This window comes from Pseudomonas sp. HR96, from assembly GCF_034059295.1.
Lineage (GTDB): Bacteria > Pseudomonadota > Gammaproteobacteria > Pseudomonadales > Pseudomonadaceae > Aquipseudomonas.
Map to the genome: position 1 here is coordinate 5,197,707 of NZ_CP139141.1, position 15,458 is coordinate 5,213,164.

Sequence of the window (15,458 nt, forward strand, 5' to 3'; positions counted from 1 at the left end):
ATCAAGAGGGGTGGGCACAGGGTGCCCACCCGTGGGCGCCGGCTCAGGGCGCGATGGTGTAGTCGATGTGCAGGATGATGTCGCTCAGGGTCTTCAACACCTCCAGCTGCTTGCCCCGCGCATGGGCGAAGCGCAGGGCAAGCCCGCCATCAGCCACGTCGGCGCCTTCGAAGGGCAGCCAGCGCCCATCATCGGCTCCGGGCTGGAACAGCCCGCTGTCGTTCAGGCCCTGGGAGATGGCCATGCGCTCGCAGCCCGGCGGCAGCGGCTGCCCCCCGGTGTAGCCGAGCACTGCCTGCAGGTTCTGGTAAGGCCCCAGCAGCGCCGGCAGCGACACGCGAATCTGCTTGACGCGGCGCCGGCCTCCCAACCCGGCCGGGTAGTCGGTCGCTATCGCCAGGTCGGGCAGGTTGACTCGGGCGATCAGCTCGCCGGACTCCAGGCGCAGGCCGTTGGCAACAGTGCCCGCTTCGGTCTGTCGGCCCTCGACCATGGCGGCCACGGCCGCCGCCAGTTCGAAGCGCTGGGCCTGAGGCAGCCTGTCGCTGCGGTACAACTCGCCCAGCGAGACGGTGCGGGTCACTTCCAGGGCGCGGCGGGCGCTCTTGATGTGTGCTGCCTCCAGCTGCGCGAGGTTGAGCATCAGGCCTTCGCCGCAGGTCAGCCCGGCCCAGGTGCCCTGCCAGCCGCCGCCCTTAATGAAGGTGCGGGTTTCGCCGCTCTGCCACTGCCAGGCGCGCTCGGCCATCAGGCAGCGCGAGGCGGCGATGTCGTAGAACTGGAAGTAGATGGACGCCAGGCGGCCACGCATCCAGCTGTACAGCGCCTGATTGGTGAATTTGCTCTGCAGGAAGTCCAGCCCCACGCGCAGCTGGCGCTGCTGGGTCTTCAGGTAGCCGGCCTGCAGGCGAGCCGATTCGCAGCGCACGTCAAGCGCTGCCAGCTGCGCCTCGACATGTTCGACGTCGTGTTGAGCGATATCGCGCTGCCTCTCCCAATCCTGACGCCGGCGACGGAAGGCCTCCACCTGGAGCATCTGCCCGCTCGTGGCCAAGGCGGCTTCTGCGGTCAGGGTGACACCGATACCCACGGCATTGGCGATGCTGCCAAATTGCATGCCGCCGCTGGCCAGACCGAAGATATTGGGCGCCACGTCAAGGGCTGCCGCCGTCATGTGAGCGGCCTTGCCCGTGACCGTCAAAGCCTTCGAAGTGCCCGCCAGCAGCAAGGCGGCCTGCTCGCCAGCGTTGACATTTTCGTCGTAAACCCGGGTGTAGCTCTCCAGGCGCTGCCGCGCACCCGCCAGTGCCCCGTGCAGCAGCGTCCGCTCGGCTTCGAGCTCTTGCCCAAGATTCTCCTGCAGCCGGAGACTGCTGCCCATCAACTCAAGGCCATGGTTTTGCAGCAGGGCGTTGAGCGACTCGGCGTCCTTGCGCTCCAGAACACCCTGCAGGGCAGCGCCGAACTGGATCAGCCGGCTGACCAGGTCACGGGCGCTGGCGAGCATCGGCTCAAAGCGCCACAACGGCAGCTCGACCGGGGCCAGGCCCGCGCCCGCCCCGCTCTGCGCAGCCACTGCCGCGTTGAGCAAGGCCTTTGGATCGACAGGCTTGGCAAAGAGCGGCAACTGCAGCGGTTGGCCATCCAGGGTCAGGTTGTGGCGCAGGTTGAACAACCGTTGACGCAGGGTCAGCCAATACCCCTGCATCACGTCGTTGACTTCCGGCAGGAACTCGATGGCGCTGGTGGGCGCCATGGCCTTGAGGTCGCCGGCCCGCCCGTCGCACAAGAGGCAGAGCACCTCCAGGTGACGCGCCGCAGCGGCCTGCGAACCGGCCTGACTCAGGGTCGGCGCGGACCAGCCGCGGTCGGCCTCGATGTAGGCCTGCTCGCCCAGCAGGTTCAGCGCCTGGCTGTACCAGACCTTGGCCTCGGTCAGGGTGTCGCGCTCCAGCCGGCGGTAGGCGGCGTCGCCACGGGCCAGCAGCAGGTCGAGACCGCGCATGAAGGTCGCCACCTTGTAGTGCATCGGGTCGTTCTGGGCCACCGCGTCGGGGTCCACCGCGCGCAGCGGTGCGTCGTTCCAGCGGGTGTCTTCCTGCAAGGGGCGAACGTTCCAGTAGCGCTGTTCTTTCTGGCCGCGCACGACGTAGCCGGTCGGATCCCAGACATAGCGCAGCCAGCGGGCGGCCAGGTCGAACTGCTGCTCCTGGAGCAGACGCTGGGCCATCATCATCGGCGTGTAGTAGAACAGCTCCCAGAAATACAGGGCGTTGGCGCCGCCGAAGTCCATGGGCAGGCTGTCGCGCAGCGTGACGTTTTCGACGATGTCCTTGGACAGCGCACTGCTGCCTGGCCGGGTCACTACTGCGGTATCGGTCGCCGGGTTGTAGGCGAACATGACCGAGCGACCAGAAACGGCTGTGTTGGCGGCTTTTTTATAAGCGACCTGCAGATGCGCAGTGTGGGTTTGTGCCCAGCCCTTGGCCGGGCGGGGCACGAACAGCGTCACCTGAGTGAGCTCATCCGGGCTGAGCCTGCCGCTCCAGATCGGAAAAGCGTCATTGTTGGCGTAGAAATAGGTGTAATAAATCTTCACCCACGGCTCATCGCCATGCACCGACGGCTTGTATTTGGGCAGGGTCAAGGTGGTGTAGAAGCCTTGCCCCAGCTTGGGCTCCTTAATCTGCTGGGTCTCATAGCTCAGAATGGTGTCGATACCCGCCCCCGCCCGCTCCACCAGCTGGCGGGCGAACAGCGTGTTGAGGCGCGTGCGATAGGGCCCAAGTTCCATGTATTGGGCATGTTCGGAGGTAGTGCCCAGGCGAATCACGTTCTGCGGATCCTGGGCAGAACGATACAGACGCAAGGTGTAGCGGGCGTAGTCGGCGCCGCCGACCTTGAAAGCGACGTCCAGCAGCAGCTCGTTGCGCCCGCCCCAGTCCTTCCTGACCGGGATATCGGCGAGGTCGGGAAAGACATAGCTCATCGTGCCGGAAGGGTTGAAGGGCGGCAGTGGTTTTACGTGCTGGCTGGCCGGGAATGTCGTTCGCGTCTTGCCGTCGAAGAATTCGATGCTGACGCTGCCGGGGTCTATGGAGCTATAGGGGTTATCCAACAACGCGGCGTTATCGGTATCCAAAATGTAGCGCAGGTATGCCTGTTCGAGTATGTCCACCTGGACAGGATAAATACCCTTGGGAATAGGCCGAGTGGGCTGGGGATCTCGGAACACAGCGATCTTGTATAAAACCCGAGTTACCGAATCGGTGTAAGTCAGGCTCTGAGTTTTGGTCAACTGAATCTCAGGCGATGACAAATCGTACCTGATCCTCATGCTACTTGGTGTGCCAAAGGCCTCGGCCGAAGCTAGATAGAAAAAGCCATTGTGGCGAACCATACCGATTCGTGTCCCACCATACGGGGCGCAGTAGTACAACTGCGACGCCGCCTTCAACTCGGGGATTCGCCCGATCAGAGCGCCCAGTTCATGGCCGACCGGGTTCAGCGTGCAATCGAGCTGGCCCTGCAGCGAAAGCTTTACCTCTCCCGCAGCTCCATTGAGGTCCACCTTGACCGAGCGTACAGCTCCGTTGATGCCATAGGTTGAGCCTTGTACCACCCGATTGGCCAAGGCATTTTCCACCTGCAAACCCTGCGCGTAACGGTTGTTCACCATCACCGAGGTCGTGGTGTCCAGCTCCTGGCGCATGTATTCGATAAAGCCGCGGGCTGCGGCCGCCGTCTGGTGGGCGATGCTCATGTCCTCATGCACATACAGCAGATGGCTGTTGGCCGGCTGATTGGCGGCATAGCTGGCCTGCTTCCTGTAAAGCAGCACGGGCATGCTGGCCTGCGCCTGGAAATGACTGCAGTACAGCCCTGGCGCTTCATTGCCGAGCTCCATCACCTGGATCGGTGCGGTCACATCGATGACGTTCGGCGTGCTCCAGTTGCCGTCATAACGCAGGTAAGCCACCTTGATTTCATGCCGGTACTGCTTCACGGTCCCGGGCTGGCCGTTGGCAGTGGGCGGCGTCACGTCCTGGCGTTCCAGCCAGCACAGATACAGGCGCGACTTGTACATCACCGGGCGGATGCAATCACCCCAAGGCTGCGGCGAGCCGCCAACCTTGCGCCAATCGCTCCAGGCATTGGCCGGCAGCTGGCCCTCGCTGTTGCGCCGGGCCTCGTCGACGCTGCGCCAGAAGAACTCGCGCGGCTCGCTCTGGTTGGCGCCGATCAAGTAGCTCTTGCCCTCGCGAGCGTCGAGGTTGTCGTGATAACCGCTGATCACGCGCAGGTTGGCCACTTCCTCGAAGCCGGTGAGGTAGGTGTGGAAGGCGTCGCCGATGGTGTCTTCGTTGAGCTGCGACTGGCCGAGAGTCTGCAGCATTTCGTCCATCATCTGCGTCTGGCCCAGGCGCACCGTGGGGTCGATGTAGTTCTCCGGGTAGTACAACAGCTTGGCCGCGCCGGCCCAGGTGCTGTAACGCTGATTGTATTGTTCCCAGTCGGTGAAGAACTGCGTGGTCAAGGCCGCTTGATTCACTTCGCCTTCCGGCGCACTGAGGGTGCGCTGGATGAAGGTCTGCAGGCTGACGATGGCTTCAGCCAGGCGGGAGGTGTCGACCTGCGTCCCGTTGAGGTTGTCGGCCAGCAGGTATTGGTAAAGCTGTTCGCGAGAAGCCTGGCTGAGGATGCCAGCCCAGTGCGAGCCCAGCAGGCAGCCACTCAGGGCGGCGCTGAGCTGCAAGGCGCGGCCGCGCGCCAGGTCGGCGCTCTGTTGCGGGGTCAGCGCGGCGGCGAAAGCGTCGGCCACCTGCTGCCAGTGGGCACGAACGGCCGGGCTGTCCTGGCGGTAGTCCAGGGCGATGCAGGCGCCGAGGCTTTCCGGGGCCAGGCCGCAGGCCTGGCTAAGCGCCAACCATTGGCACGTGGCATCCACTTGCGCCCAGCTGCCGAGCCTGGACGCCTGGGCGACCTGCCCATGCTTGACGGCCTGGACGATGGCCTGCTGCACACTGGTGAGCTCGACGTGCAGCGCTTGCGCCAGCGTGTGGGCGTCCAGGGTGTCGGCGCTGAACGCGCTGAGCACTCGGTCGGCGCCCTCGCCGAGGCCCTTGAGCCAGGCAGAAAAACCCTGCAGCCCTTTGATCGACTCCAGGCTGAGCGGCAGCACGCGTGGCTCGCCGCTGACCAGCCTTGCGGGGCTGTGTACGAACAGCGCCAAGGCCTGCGGGCTGCTGCCGCTGGCTCGGTAGACCAGGCCCAGCTGGGCCAGCCAGTAGATGAAGGGAAAGGCCGACTGGGCAACGTTCTCAGGCGAGGCGAGCAGCGACCAGGTGCGCTCCAGGGTCAGCCCCGAAATGGCCAGGCCATCGCACCAGACCAGCAGCGTGCTGCCGACCTCGGCGCTGGGCAGCTGGAACGCGGCGGCGACGTGCGGCGCCAGCAACGCCAGCTTCTCTGCAGAGGTTGCTGTCGGGCGACTGGCAACGGCTTCCCTGAAGGCATTGAACAGCGCGACGGCTTCCGGAGTTTTGTGCGCAGGTGCCCCCTGGAGCATCAAGCGCAGATCCGCGACGGACCATTGCCGCTCACGCAGCCAGTCGAGGGTGTCGCTCAGCTCGTGCAGCGTCTGGGCCCAGGCGCCCGGGCTGGCGCCTGCAGCCAGGGTAACGCCCGCCAACCCGATCAGCGCCTTGAGGTCCCCAGCGGTGAGGCCGTGCAACCGCGCCCAGCAACTGAGGGCATAAAGGCGCGACAGATAGTGCAGCGACAGCACGATCGAGGTGCTGTTGTTGAGGATCGTGACCAACGCCACCAGACCGAGCTCGTCAACCTGCAGGGCGCGCTTGAGCACGGCCTTCTCCGCCCGGTGGCTGGCGGCCTGGTTCGGGCTGACATCCACCATGACAGTGCCAGGCAAGAAAGGGCGGTCGCCGAGGACCGGTTCGTTGAAAACGCGGTCGAACTGGCTCACATCGGTGGCCGAGGCCGACTGGCTCAGCTCTCCGCCGGTGACTACCAGAGCGTCCTCGGCCGCCAGCTCGTCACGGCTCATGCAGCGCTGCAGCTGGAACAGCCGGGGCTCCGGCTCCGGCTCTTCGATGATCGCCCTGACGACCTCGGGCGCCAGCCCTGTGGCGCGCCAGGTGCGGATGGCCTTGTTCAGCAGCAACGCCTGGGTCGGTGGCGCGATGACTTCGATGCGAATCTGTGCAGAGGCGCTCAAGAGGGTATCGACGATGGCCTTGGCCCTGCAGCGCAACGAGAACGCACGCCCCTCCGGCAACTGGCCAGCGGCGATGGTGTATTCATAGGTGACACCTGCTTGCAAATCCGCAAACGTATATCCCGCCACCAACGAGTTGCCGCCACCGTCCAGTTGAACCGTGATCTGGACCTGTCGGGCAGCATCCCTGCTCCAGTTGAGCTGAAGCTTGTAGCTGCCATCCGTCTGTGGATACAGCCGGGCAAAATTCAGGTCGGAATCTACCGACAGGCAGCGCAGGCGGTATAACTTGGCACCCACCTGCGTCACCAGGACGCCGTTGACGTAATCGGCAGTGATCGCAGGGGCCACGCTGGCAAACTGTGCATATTCCTGGGCACTCAAGCCATAGAACCGTTGCAGGTTCTGCGGTTGCAGGAACGACTCCGGGGCCACCTCGCCGAAATTCTTCTTGTAGCTCTGCGAATTCAAGGGCTCATTGAGGATTTCCCGCAATGCGGGTGAGATAGCGCAGGTCATGCCCGCCCGGGCTGTGGCGCCGAACAGGCGGGCGACCAGCGGGTTGGCGTCCAGGTGCCGGTCGCCGTCCAGCAAACCCCAGGCCTGCTGCAAGCGCCCATGGGCGTCGTGCCAGGGCGTACCGGCGCTGCTGCGGTCGGTGTACAGGTGCTCGAGGACGGCGCTGTCGCTGTCCTTGTCCAGCACGCTGCGCGCCTGGGCCATCAGCACCTCGTTGCTCAGGCTCAGCGCGGGCACCACGGCAGTCATGTTGCGCGTATCGAGGGTCAGCTGCTGCAAGTCTGGCCGGCGCTGGTCCAGGTGCCAGGGGGACTGCTCGGGGTACAGCTGGCGGGCGTTGCGGTACAAGGCGGTCAGGTAGGCGGCCGGGGAGAACATCGAGGACACCGAACCTGGGGTGGTATAGCGGCTGGCGCGGTTGCCGAACTGGCTTTCATAGTCACGCAGCGCGCCGGGGGCCGCCTGGATGCCCAGGCTCGGCAGGTTGCTCAGCAACGGCGAGGCACGGGTCACCAGGCACTTTTCATGGATCAGTGCGGCATCCCGAACTTCAGCGGCGTGTCGGTACAACTCTCCGGCCTCGCTGGAAAGCAGCTCATGTTGCTGGTGGAAGATTTCCGGAGCCTCCTGCAAAGGCTCTACCGAAGTTTGCAAAGCCGCCTTCTCGGACAACTTTTGGATCCGCGAATAAGTATCAAGGCTCATCTCATCATCCCTTCAAGTCAGGAGCCGACGCAGCGGCTCAGTCAACGCTGGTTTCAGCGTGGACCCACACTAACGGGCACTGCCGAGCCGCCACGAGAAAAGTCCAGTTTCCGACTCCGGCTGAACAATTATCAATAAGCCGCCGGCATCTTCCTGGCGATACCCATTAGATAGCCGGCATCAATATCGATATAGCCTCCCTCTTTCAGAGACTTCATGATGGCCAAGGCATGAGAGCGTGAGATACCGGTAGTGTCGACAACATAGGAAATGGCTGAGAGGCGAAAGCGAATCGACTCAGGTAGTTTACTCATCCGTTCAAGTGCCGTTCTTATTTTGCGGTAGCTGTCATTGCCGCATTGATCCAGCCACATGTTAGTGATGGTTCGGCTGTTGAACGAGGCGAACTCGAGGACTCCGGCCAGCAGGCGCTCGCTGTCGGCGGATTCGCGCACCAGGCGCATGGGCACCTCGTAGTAGGTCGAGCTGATCATTACCTCGCAACGGCTGGTGGCGCCTGGATAGTCCCTGGGCGGACGGTCCAGCCAGAGCATGCCGCCGGGCACCAGCACGCCCAGGGTCTTGCGCTGGTCTACCAGCAGACGCCACACCCCCTCCTCGAGCAGCAGGAGGGTGCTCTCGCAGGCGGCATGGATGACCGCACCACTTTGCGCCACTTTGAGATCCGTGTTAGTTCGGATCCACCGCAAAAGTTCACTGTACGCGCTCGACGCGCAGAACTTTTCTACGCCGGAGCTGAAACCGACCAGACAGGTATCTTTCATTGTCACTCTCCTTGGATGGATCAGTGACCCCGCGCTCAGCCGAATCCGCTACCGCCTGCAAAAATCAGACAATACCGTAGACGATCCGCTGTGACGTTCGGTGTAACACTTCTATCCATCATCGCTATCACTGGATACTCGATTAGTGCATTTTTCATACAGTCCTACTTGAGACCATCGCCCGCTAAACTTCCTGTTACTACCGCAATAGTCACAGCTCCCTACGAAAGCAAAAAACAATTGTACAGGCAACGCCGGGTCTGAATACAGACTCGAAATTACCCTCAATATCAAGATGTTATTGGTAACCATAAGAAGCAAAAAAGCCCGGAAGCGGGAGCGTCCGGGCTTTGGTTGTAACCTCGGGGGTCAATGGCCGCCGAGATAGGCGTTGCGTACTTCGTCGTTGCTGAGCAGTTCCTGGCCGGTGCCGGTCAGACGAATCTCGCCGTTGACCATCACGTAGGCACGATCGGACAACCTGAGCGCGTGGTTGGCGTTCTGCTCCACCAGGAAGATGGTCATGCCGCTCTGCGCCAGCTCGCGCAGGGTCGAGAAGATCATCTTCACCACGATCGGCGCCAGGCCCAGCGACGGCTCGTCGAGCAGCAGCAGCTTTGGCCGGCTCATCAGCGCGCGGGCGATGGCCAGCATCTGCTGTTCGCCCCCGGACATGGTCATGGCGCGCTGGTTGCGGCGCTCCTTGAGCCGCGGGAACAGCTCGAACATGCGCTGCATGTCCTCGCCCGAGTGCTTGTCGCCAATGGGGATGGTACCCATCATCAGGTTCTCTTCCACCGACATGTCCGGAAATACCCGCCGCCCTTCCGGCGACTGGGCGATACCATTGGAAGCAATGTAGTGCGAAGACTTCTGGGTGATATCGGTGCCCTGGTAGATGATCTGCCCGGCACTGGCGCGCGGCTGGCCGAAGATCGACATCAGCAGGGTCGACTTGCCGGCACCGTTGGAGCCGATCAGGCTCACGGTCTCGCCCTCGTTGATGTGCAGCGAGACCTTCTTCAAGGCCTGGATAGGCCCGTAGTGAACGTCGATATCCTTCATTTCGAGGATGGGGGCAGTCATACCAGCTCCTCTTCATCGGCGCCCAGGTAGGCGGCGATCACTTTCGGGTCGTTGCGGATCTGCTCGGGCTTGCCAGCGGCGATCACGTTGCCGTGGTCGAGCACCACGATGTCGTCGGAGATGCTCATGACCATGCCCATGTCATGTTCGATCAGCACCACGGTCATGTCGTGCTGGTCGCGCAGCAGGCGAATCATGCCACTGAGCGCTTCGGTTTCCTGCGGGTTGAGGCCGGCGGCGGGCTCGTCCAGGCAGATCACCTGCGGGCGCGTGCACATGGCCCGGGCGATTTCCAGGCGGCGCTGCTGGCCGTAGGACAGCTCCCCGGCCAAGCGGTTGGCGCAGTCCACCAGGTCGACCACTTCGAGCCAGTAGAACGCGGTGTTCATCGCGTCTTCCTCGGCCTTGCGGTAACCGCGGGTATTGAGGATGCCGGCCAGCATGTTGCGGTTGACCCACATGTGCTGGGCCACCAGCAGGTTCTCCACCACCGACATTTCCTTGAACAGGCGAATGTTCTGGAACGTCCGCGCCATGCCGGCACGGTTGACCAGGTGGGTACCGCCGAACATCTTGTAGTAGAGCCGGTTGAGAAAGCGCTTGGGCGAGACGAAATCGTTCACCTGGAACGACTCGCCGAGCAGCTTGATGACATTGGTGCTGTTGCCGCGGGCATTGAGCTGGATGCGCCCGCCGGTGGCCTTGTAGAAGCCGGTCAGGCAGTTGAACACGGTGGTCTTGCCGGCACCGTTCGGGCCGATCAGGGCGAAGATCGAGTTGCGTCGTACCTGCAGGCTGACATCGCTCAAGGCCTTGATGCCACCGAAGTGCATCATCAGGTGTTCAACCGAAAGGATCACGTCGTCGCTCATGGCGCCACTCCCTTGCGTGGGGTCACACCGGTACGGCTGACGCGAATCAAGCCGCGGGGACGCCAGATCATCATCAATACCATCAACACGCCGAACAGCAGCACGCGGTACTCGGCAAAGCTGCGCAACAGTTCAGGAGCCACGGTCAGCACGAACGCGGCGATCACCACACCCACGGTCGAACCCATGCCGCCGAGCACGACGATGGCGAGGATCAGCGCCGATTCGAAGAAGGTGAACGAGGTCGGGTTGACGAAGCCCTGGTAGCTGGCGAAGAACACCCCGGCCAGGCCTGCCGTGGAAGCGCCCAGGGTGAAGGCCGAGAGCTTGACCAGCACATGGTTCAGGCCCATCGAGCGGCAGGCGATCTCGTCTTCGCGCAAGGCCTCCCAGGCGCGGCCGACCGGCATGCGGGTCAGGCGGTGCTTGATGTAGAGCACGGCCAACACCACCAGGAACAGCACGCCATAGATGAAGATGAATTTCAGGTCCGGGTTGTATTCGAAGCCGAAGTACTCGTGGATCGGCACCCCGCCGTCCTTGGCCCGGCGGCCGAATTCCAGGCCGAAGAACGTGGGCGAAGGCACCGGCACCCCGTTCGGGCCGCCGGTAAAGGACACCCAGTTGGTCAGCACCAGGCGGATGATCTCGCCAAAACCCAAGGTCACGATGGCCAGGTAGTCACCGTGCATGCGCAACACCGGAAAGCCCAGGATGCAGCCCGCCAGCGCTGCAGCGATGGCCGAGAGGGGCAACGCCGACCAGAACCCCAGCCCGAGGTACTGGTAACCCAGCGCCAGGCCATAGGCACCGATGGCATAGAACGCCACGTAGCCGAGGTCGAGCAGGCCGGCCAGGCCGACCACGATGTTCAGGCCCAGGCCCAGCAGCACGTAGATCAGGCCGAGGATGACCACGGTGAGCAGGTACTTGTTGGCGAACACCGGGAACACGATGGCGATGACGATCAGCGCCGGGATGATGAAGCGCAGCTGCGACTTGTGGTTGGGCGCCAGCACGTGCACGCCGGAGCCGGCGCTTTCGAAGCGATGGGACATGGCCTGGCCGCGAGGCGTCTGCAGGAACAGGCTGAGCAGCAGGCGGCCGATCATCACCACCAGCACCAGCCAGGCGACGCGGGTCGGTTGCAGGTTGAAGCCGTAGCCGTCGAGGACGATGCCGACGATGGGGCCGAACACGATCAGCGCCAGCAGGCCGGCGATGACCATGTCGATCAGGCTTTTCTTGATATCGATGGGTTTGTTCAGGGCAGCGGACATACTTATACCTTCGCCACGTGAGGACGACCCAGAAGGCCTTGAGGACGGAAGATGAGGATCAGCACCAGCAGAGCGAAGCTGAACACGTCCTTGTAGTCGGAGTTGACCAGCCCGGAAAACTGCGACTCGGCAATCCCCAGGATCAAGCCGCCGAGCATGGCCCCCGGCAGCGAGCCGATGCCGCCGAGCACCGCCGCGGTGAAGGCCTTGATGCCGATGATGAAGCCGGCATAGAAGTCGAAGGTGCCGTAGTTCAGGGTCACCAGCACCCCGGCCAGCGCGGCCATGGCAGCGCCGATGATGAACACGTAGGAGATCACCCGGTCGGTGTTGATGCCCAGGATCGAGGCCATCTTGCGGTCCTGCTGGGTGGCCCGGCACATGCGGCCCAGCTTGGTGTACTTGATGATGTAGGTCAGCACGGCCATGCCGATCAGCGACACCAGCAGAATGAACGCCTTGGTGTAGGTGATCTGCACGAAGCCGGTGCCGATGTCCAGGCGCCAGGCGCCTTCGAGCAGGGTCGGTATCCCCTGCTGCTTGGCGCCCTGGGCGATCTGTGCATAGTTCTGCAGGATCAGCGAGATGCCGATAGCGCTGATCAGCGGCGCCAGCCGGGTCGAGTTGCGCAGGGGCTTGTAGGCCACCCGCTCGATGACGAAGCCATACACGCCGGTCACCACGATGGTGAAGATCAGCGTGCCGAGAATCAGGAAGGGGAACGACTGGATACCGAAGAACGACAGCACCGCCAGGCCGATCGCGGCGAGGTAGGCGGAGATCATGTACACGTCGCCGTGGGCGAAGTTGATCATGCCGATGATGCCGTACACCATGGTGTAGCCGATGGCGATCAGGCCATAGACCGAACCCAGGGTCAGGCCGTTGACCATTTGCTGCAGGAAAATACCGTCCATCTATGCACTCTCGTGAACGTCGGTCATCACCCACCCGCTCCCGGCGCCCAGTCAAGCCTGGCCGCGGGTACGGGAAGGTGAATGAGAAAACTGACGGGCGACGCCGCGGCGCCGGCCCGAAGCGAAACCGGCCGGCGCACAGGCGCGTCGACCGGGTCGGTTGCCCTGCTTACTTCTGCTTGTCCAGCTGGTGGTACTTGCCGGCGTCGTCCCACTGGTACATCACGTAGTCGGAGACCTTCAGGTCGCCCTTGCTGTCCCAGGTCTTCTCACCCATGACGGTATTGACCGGGTGCGCCTTGAGCCACTTGGCGGCGTCCTCGCCCTTGTTCGACTTGGCGCCGTTGAAGCCGGCTGCCAGGGCCTGGACCGATGCATAGGCGTAGAGGGTGTAGCCCTCGGGCGCGAAACCTTTTTTTGTGAACTCATCGACCACCGTCTTGCTGCTCGCCAGCTTCTGCGGGTCGGCACCGAAGGTCATGTAGACGCCCTTGGTGTATTGCGGGCCGCCGGCGGTGGTGACCATTTCGTCGGTGACGATGCCGTCGCCGGAGACGAAGTTGACGTCCTTGAGGCCAGCGTCACGCAGCTGGCGAACCAGCGGGCCGGCCTCCGGGTGCAGGCCGCCGAAGTACACGGTATCGGCGCCGGTGCCGCGGATCTTGGTGACCAGGGCGCTGAAATCCTTCTCGCCGCGGGTCAGGCCTTCTTCCAGCACCGGCTTGACGCCGCGCTTGGTCAGCTCCGCCGAAGTGGCATCGGCCAGGCCTTTGCCGTAGGTGTCCTTGTCGTTGATCACCGCGATTTTCTTGGCCTTGAGCACGTCGACGATGTAATCGCCGGCGACCACACCTTGCTGGTCGTCACGGCCGCACATGCGGAACATGGCGCTCAGGCCGCGATCGGTCACGGTGGGGTTGGTGGACCCCGGGGTGATCGCGATCACGCCGGCGTCGGCATAGACTTCCGAAGCCGGAATGGTGGAAGAGGAGCAGAAGTGACCGACCACACCGGCTACCTTCTCCTGGTCGACCAGCTTGTTGGCCACGGCGACAGCCTGTTTCGGCTCACAGGCGTCGTCACCAGCCACCAGAACGATCTTGTCGCCGTTCACCCCACCTGCCGCGTTGATTGCGTCGGCCGCAGCTTGCGCACCTTTCATGTACTGCTCGCCATAAGCGGCGTTGGCCCCGGTCATCGGGCCAGCAACGCCAATCTTGATGGTGCCCTCAGCTTGAACAAACGAAGAAACACCCAGCGCGGAAGCCACTGCGAGGGCCAGAAAACCTTTCCTGTAAAACGTCTGCGACATGAGGTGGTGCTCCTGAGATTTTTTGGTTTGGCACAACAACTTCAGCACTGAGCTGTGAGCAAGCAGCGTGCCAGCACTCCGTGCTGATCACTGCAAGGCTGCGCACCAGCGGCCTAGACCCGTCGCCCAGTGACCATTGCCGGGCTGTGCAACCGTCTGGATCGCGGCGGGCGCCACCCACCGCCGGACCGGGTGCAACCATCGCTGCCGGACGTTGCAACCTTTTGCTACAGCTTTGTGCAACCTTCCTGTAACAGCATGCGTAACCTTACTGCACAGTGCCGGTGCGTGACTGCTACAGGACGCACCATTACAGGCTAGACGCTGTAGCGTTTTTTGAAAGATGAGTGTCAAGCCCTTGTATTTATTGGGCATGGTGCTAGCAGTTGGCAGAATGCCATTAGCTGGATAAGAGCGAACCCGGTAAAAAATACTGGCTCGTTGCCTCAGGTTGTGACCCACTAGGGCTCTATTGCCGTATCCGGCCCCCGTGCGGGCCCGCGTATTCACCCCGGAGAGATTCATGAGCGAAGGCGTCTTCGCGGATCGCATCGTGCAAAACCTGCTCGACACCGATCTGTACAAACTCACCATGATGCAGGCCGTCCTGCACAACTACCCCAACGTGGAGGTGGAATGGGAGTTTCGCTGCCGCAACGGCGAAGACCTGCGCCCGTACCTGCCGGAGCTGCGCACTCAGATCGAGCGCCTCAGCGAACTGAGCTTGAGCCCCGACCAGTTGGACTTCCTGGAGCGCATCAGCTTCATGAAGCCGGACTTCCTGCGCTTTCTCGGGCTGTTTCGCTTCAACCTGCGCTACCTGCACATGGGCATCGAGAACGATCAGCTGTTCATTCGCCTGCGCGGGCCCTGGCTGCACGTGATCCTCTATGAAGTGCCGCTGCTGGCCACGGTCAGCGAGGTGCGCAACCGCGCCATCCACCCCGACGTGACCCTGGCCCAGGCCCGCGACCAGCTGTACCGCAAGTTCGACTGGCTGAGCGCCAACGCCGCACCGGATGAACTGGCGCAGTTGCAGCTGGCCGACTTCGGCACCCGCCGGCGCTTCTCCTATAAAGTGCAGGAAGAAGTGGTCAACGTGCTCAAGCATGACTTCCCGGGGCGCTTCGTCGGCACCAGCAATGTGCACCTGGCCCGCGAATACGAGCTCAAGCCGCTGGGCACCATGGCCCACGAATGGATCATGGCGCACCAGCAGCTGGGCCCGAGGCTGATCGACAGCCAGGCGGCGGCGCTCGATTGCTGGGTGCGCGAGTACCGCGGGCTGCTCGGCATCGCGTTGACCGACACCATCAACATGGACGCCTTCCTGCGCGATTTCGACCTGTACTTCGCCAAACTTTTCGACGGCCTGCGCCATGACTCCGGCGACCCGATCATCTGGGCCGAAAAAGCCATCGCCCACTACCACAAGCTGGGCATCGACCCGATGAGCAAGACCCTGACCTTTTCCGACAGCCTGACGCTGCCCAAGGCGCTGGAGATCTTTCGCCAGCTGCGTGGGCGCATCAATGTCAGCTTCGGCATCGGCACCAACCTGACCTGCGACATTCCTGGGGTCAAGCCGATGAGCATCGTGGTGAAGATGACCGACTGCAACGGCCAGCCGGTGGCGAAGATCTCCGACGAGGCGGCCAAGACCCAGTGCCGTGATCCGAACTTCGTGGCCTACCTGAGGCATGTATTCAAGGTGGCAGGCTGAAGATCGGTGCTGGCGTGGGAG

General features: G+C 63.0%; 8 protein-coding genes. 1 reads left to right on the top strand and 7 read right to left on the bottom strand.

What is annotated here, in order from left to right; genetic code table 11:
• Nucleotides 1-43: 43 nt before the first annotated feature.
• The 7 genes from SFA35_RS23370 to SFA35_RS23400 all read right to left on the bottom strand — a co-directional run bounded on the left by SFA35_RS23370 (nucleotide 44) and on the right by SFA35_RS23400 (nucleotide 13,714).
• The gene (locus tag SFA35_RS23370; RefSeq protein ID WP_320573163.1) at nucleotides 44-7,462 is read right to left on the bottom strand and encodes a neuraminidase-like domain-containing protein; all 7,419 of its coding nucleotides are present in this window, start codon (nucleotides 7,460-7,462) and stop codon (nucleotides 44-46) included.
• A gap of 131 nt (nucleotides 7,463-7,593) precedes the next feature.
• A complete protein-coding gene (locus tag SFA35_RS23375) occupies nucleotides 7,594-8,247 on the bottom strand; it encodes a helix-turn-helix domain-containing protein (protein WP_320573165.1) in 654 nt (217 codons plus the stop codon).
• A 369-nt stretch (nucleotides 8,248-8,616) separates the two neighbouring features.
• Nucleotides 8,617-9,333, bottom strand: a complete 717-nt coding sequence (locus tag SFA35_RS23380; protein WP_320573166.1) for an ABC transporter ATP-binding protein — start codon at nucleotides 9,331-9,333, stop codon at nucleotides 8,617-8,619.
• Entirely contained in the window at nucleotides 9,330-10,205 is an 876-nt protein-coding gene (locus tag SFA35_RS23385) for an ABC transporter ATP-binding protein (RefSeq protein ID WP_320573167.1), read from the bottom strand. The genes SFA35_RS23380 and SFA35_RS23385 overlap by 4 nt, the downstream gene beginning before the upstream one ends.
• Nucleotides 10,202-11,485 carry a high-affinity branched-chain amino acid ABC transporter permease LivM gene (gene livM, locus SFA35_RS23390; RefSeq protein ID WP_320573169.1) on the bottom strand — a complete coding sequence of 428 codons (1,284 nt, stop codon included), beginning with the start codon at nucleotides 11,483-11,485 and terminating at the stop codon, nucleotides 10,202-10,204. Before livM ends, SFA35_RS23385 begins: the two co-directional genes overlap by 4 nt.
• Before the next feature lie 2 nt (nucleotides 11,486-11,487).
• Nucleotides 11,488-12,402, bottom strand: coding sequence for an ABC transporter permease subunit (locus SFA35_RS23395; RefSeq protein WP_320573170.1), 915 nt, complete (start codon nucleotides 12,400-12,402; stop codon nucleotides 11,488-11,490).
• A 169-nt stretch (nucleotides 12,403-12,571) separates the two neighbouring features.
• On the bottom strand, nucleotides 12,572-13,714 hold the full coding sequence (locus SFA35_RS23400) for a branched-chain amino acid ABC transporter substrate-binding protein (RefSeq protein ID WP_320573172.1): 1,143 nt from the start codon (nucleotides 13,712-13,714) through the stop codon (nucleotides 12,572-12,574).
• Nucleotides 13,715-14,237: 523 nt separating this feature from the next.
• Between SFA35_RS23400 and pncB the strand changes: the two genes are divergently transcribed.
• Nucleotides 14,238-15,437: a nicotinate phosphoribosyltransferase gene (gene pncB, locus SFA35_RS23405; RefSeq protein ID WP_320573174.1), complete on the top strand. Its 1,200-nt coding sequence runs from the start codon at nucleotides 14,238-14,240 to the stop codon at nucleotides 15,435-15,437.
• Nucleotides 15,438-15,458: the final 21 nt, after the last annotated feature.

Excerpts from the sequence above, each read along its gene's own strand:
- SFA35_RS23370 (WP_320573163.1), bottom strand. The coding sequence starts at position 7,462 with ATGAGCCTTGATACTTATTCGCGGATCCAAAAGTTGTCCGAGAAGGCG.
- SFA35_RS23375 (WP_320573165.1), bottom strand. The coding sequence starts at position 8,247 with ATGAAAGATACCTGTCTGGTCGGTTTCAGCTCCGGCGTAGAAAAGTTC.
- SFA35_RS23380 (WP_320573166.1), bottom strand. The coding sequence starts at position 9,333 with ATGACTGCCCCCATCCTCGAAATGAAGGATATCGACGTTCACTACGGG.
- SFA35_RS23385 (WP_320573167.1), bottom strand. The coding sequence starts at position 10,205 with ATGAGCGACGACGTGATCCTTTCGGTTGAACACCTGATGATGCACTTC.
- livM (WP_320573169.1), bottom strand. The coding sequence starts at position 11,485 with ATGTCCGCTGCCCTGAACAAACCCATCGATATCAAGAAAAGCCTGATC.
- SFA35_RS23395 (WP_320573170.1), bottom strand. The coding sequence starts at position 12,402 with ATGGACGGTATTTTCCTGCAGCAAATGGTCAACGGCCTGACCCTGGGT.
- SFA35_RS23400 (WP_320573172.1), bottom strand. The coding sequence starts at position 13,714 with ATGTCGCAGACGTTTTACAGGAAAGGTTTTCTGGCCCTCGCAGTGGCT.
- pncB (WP_320573174.1), top strand. The coding sequence starts at position 14,238 with ATGAGCGAAGGCGTCTTCGCGGATCGCATCGTGCAAAACCTGCTCGAC.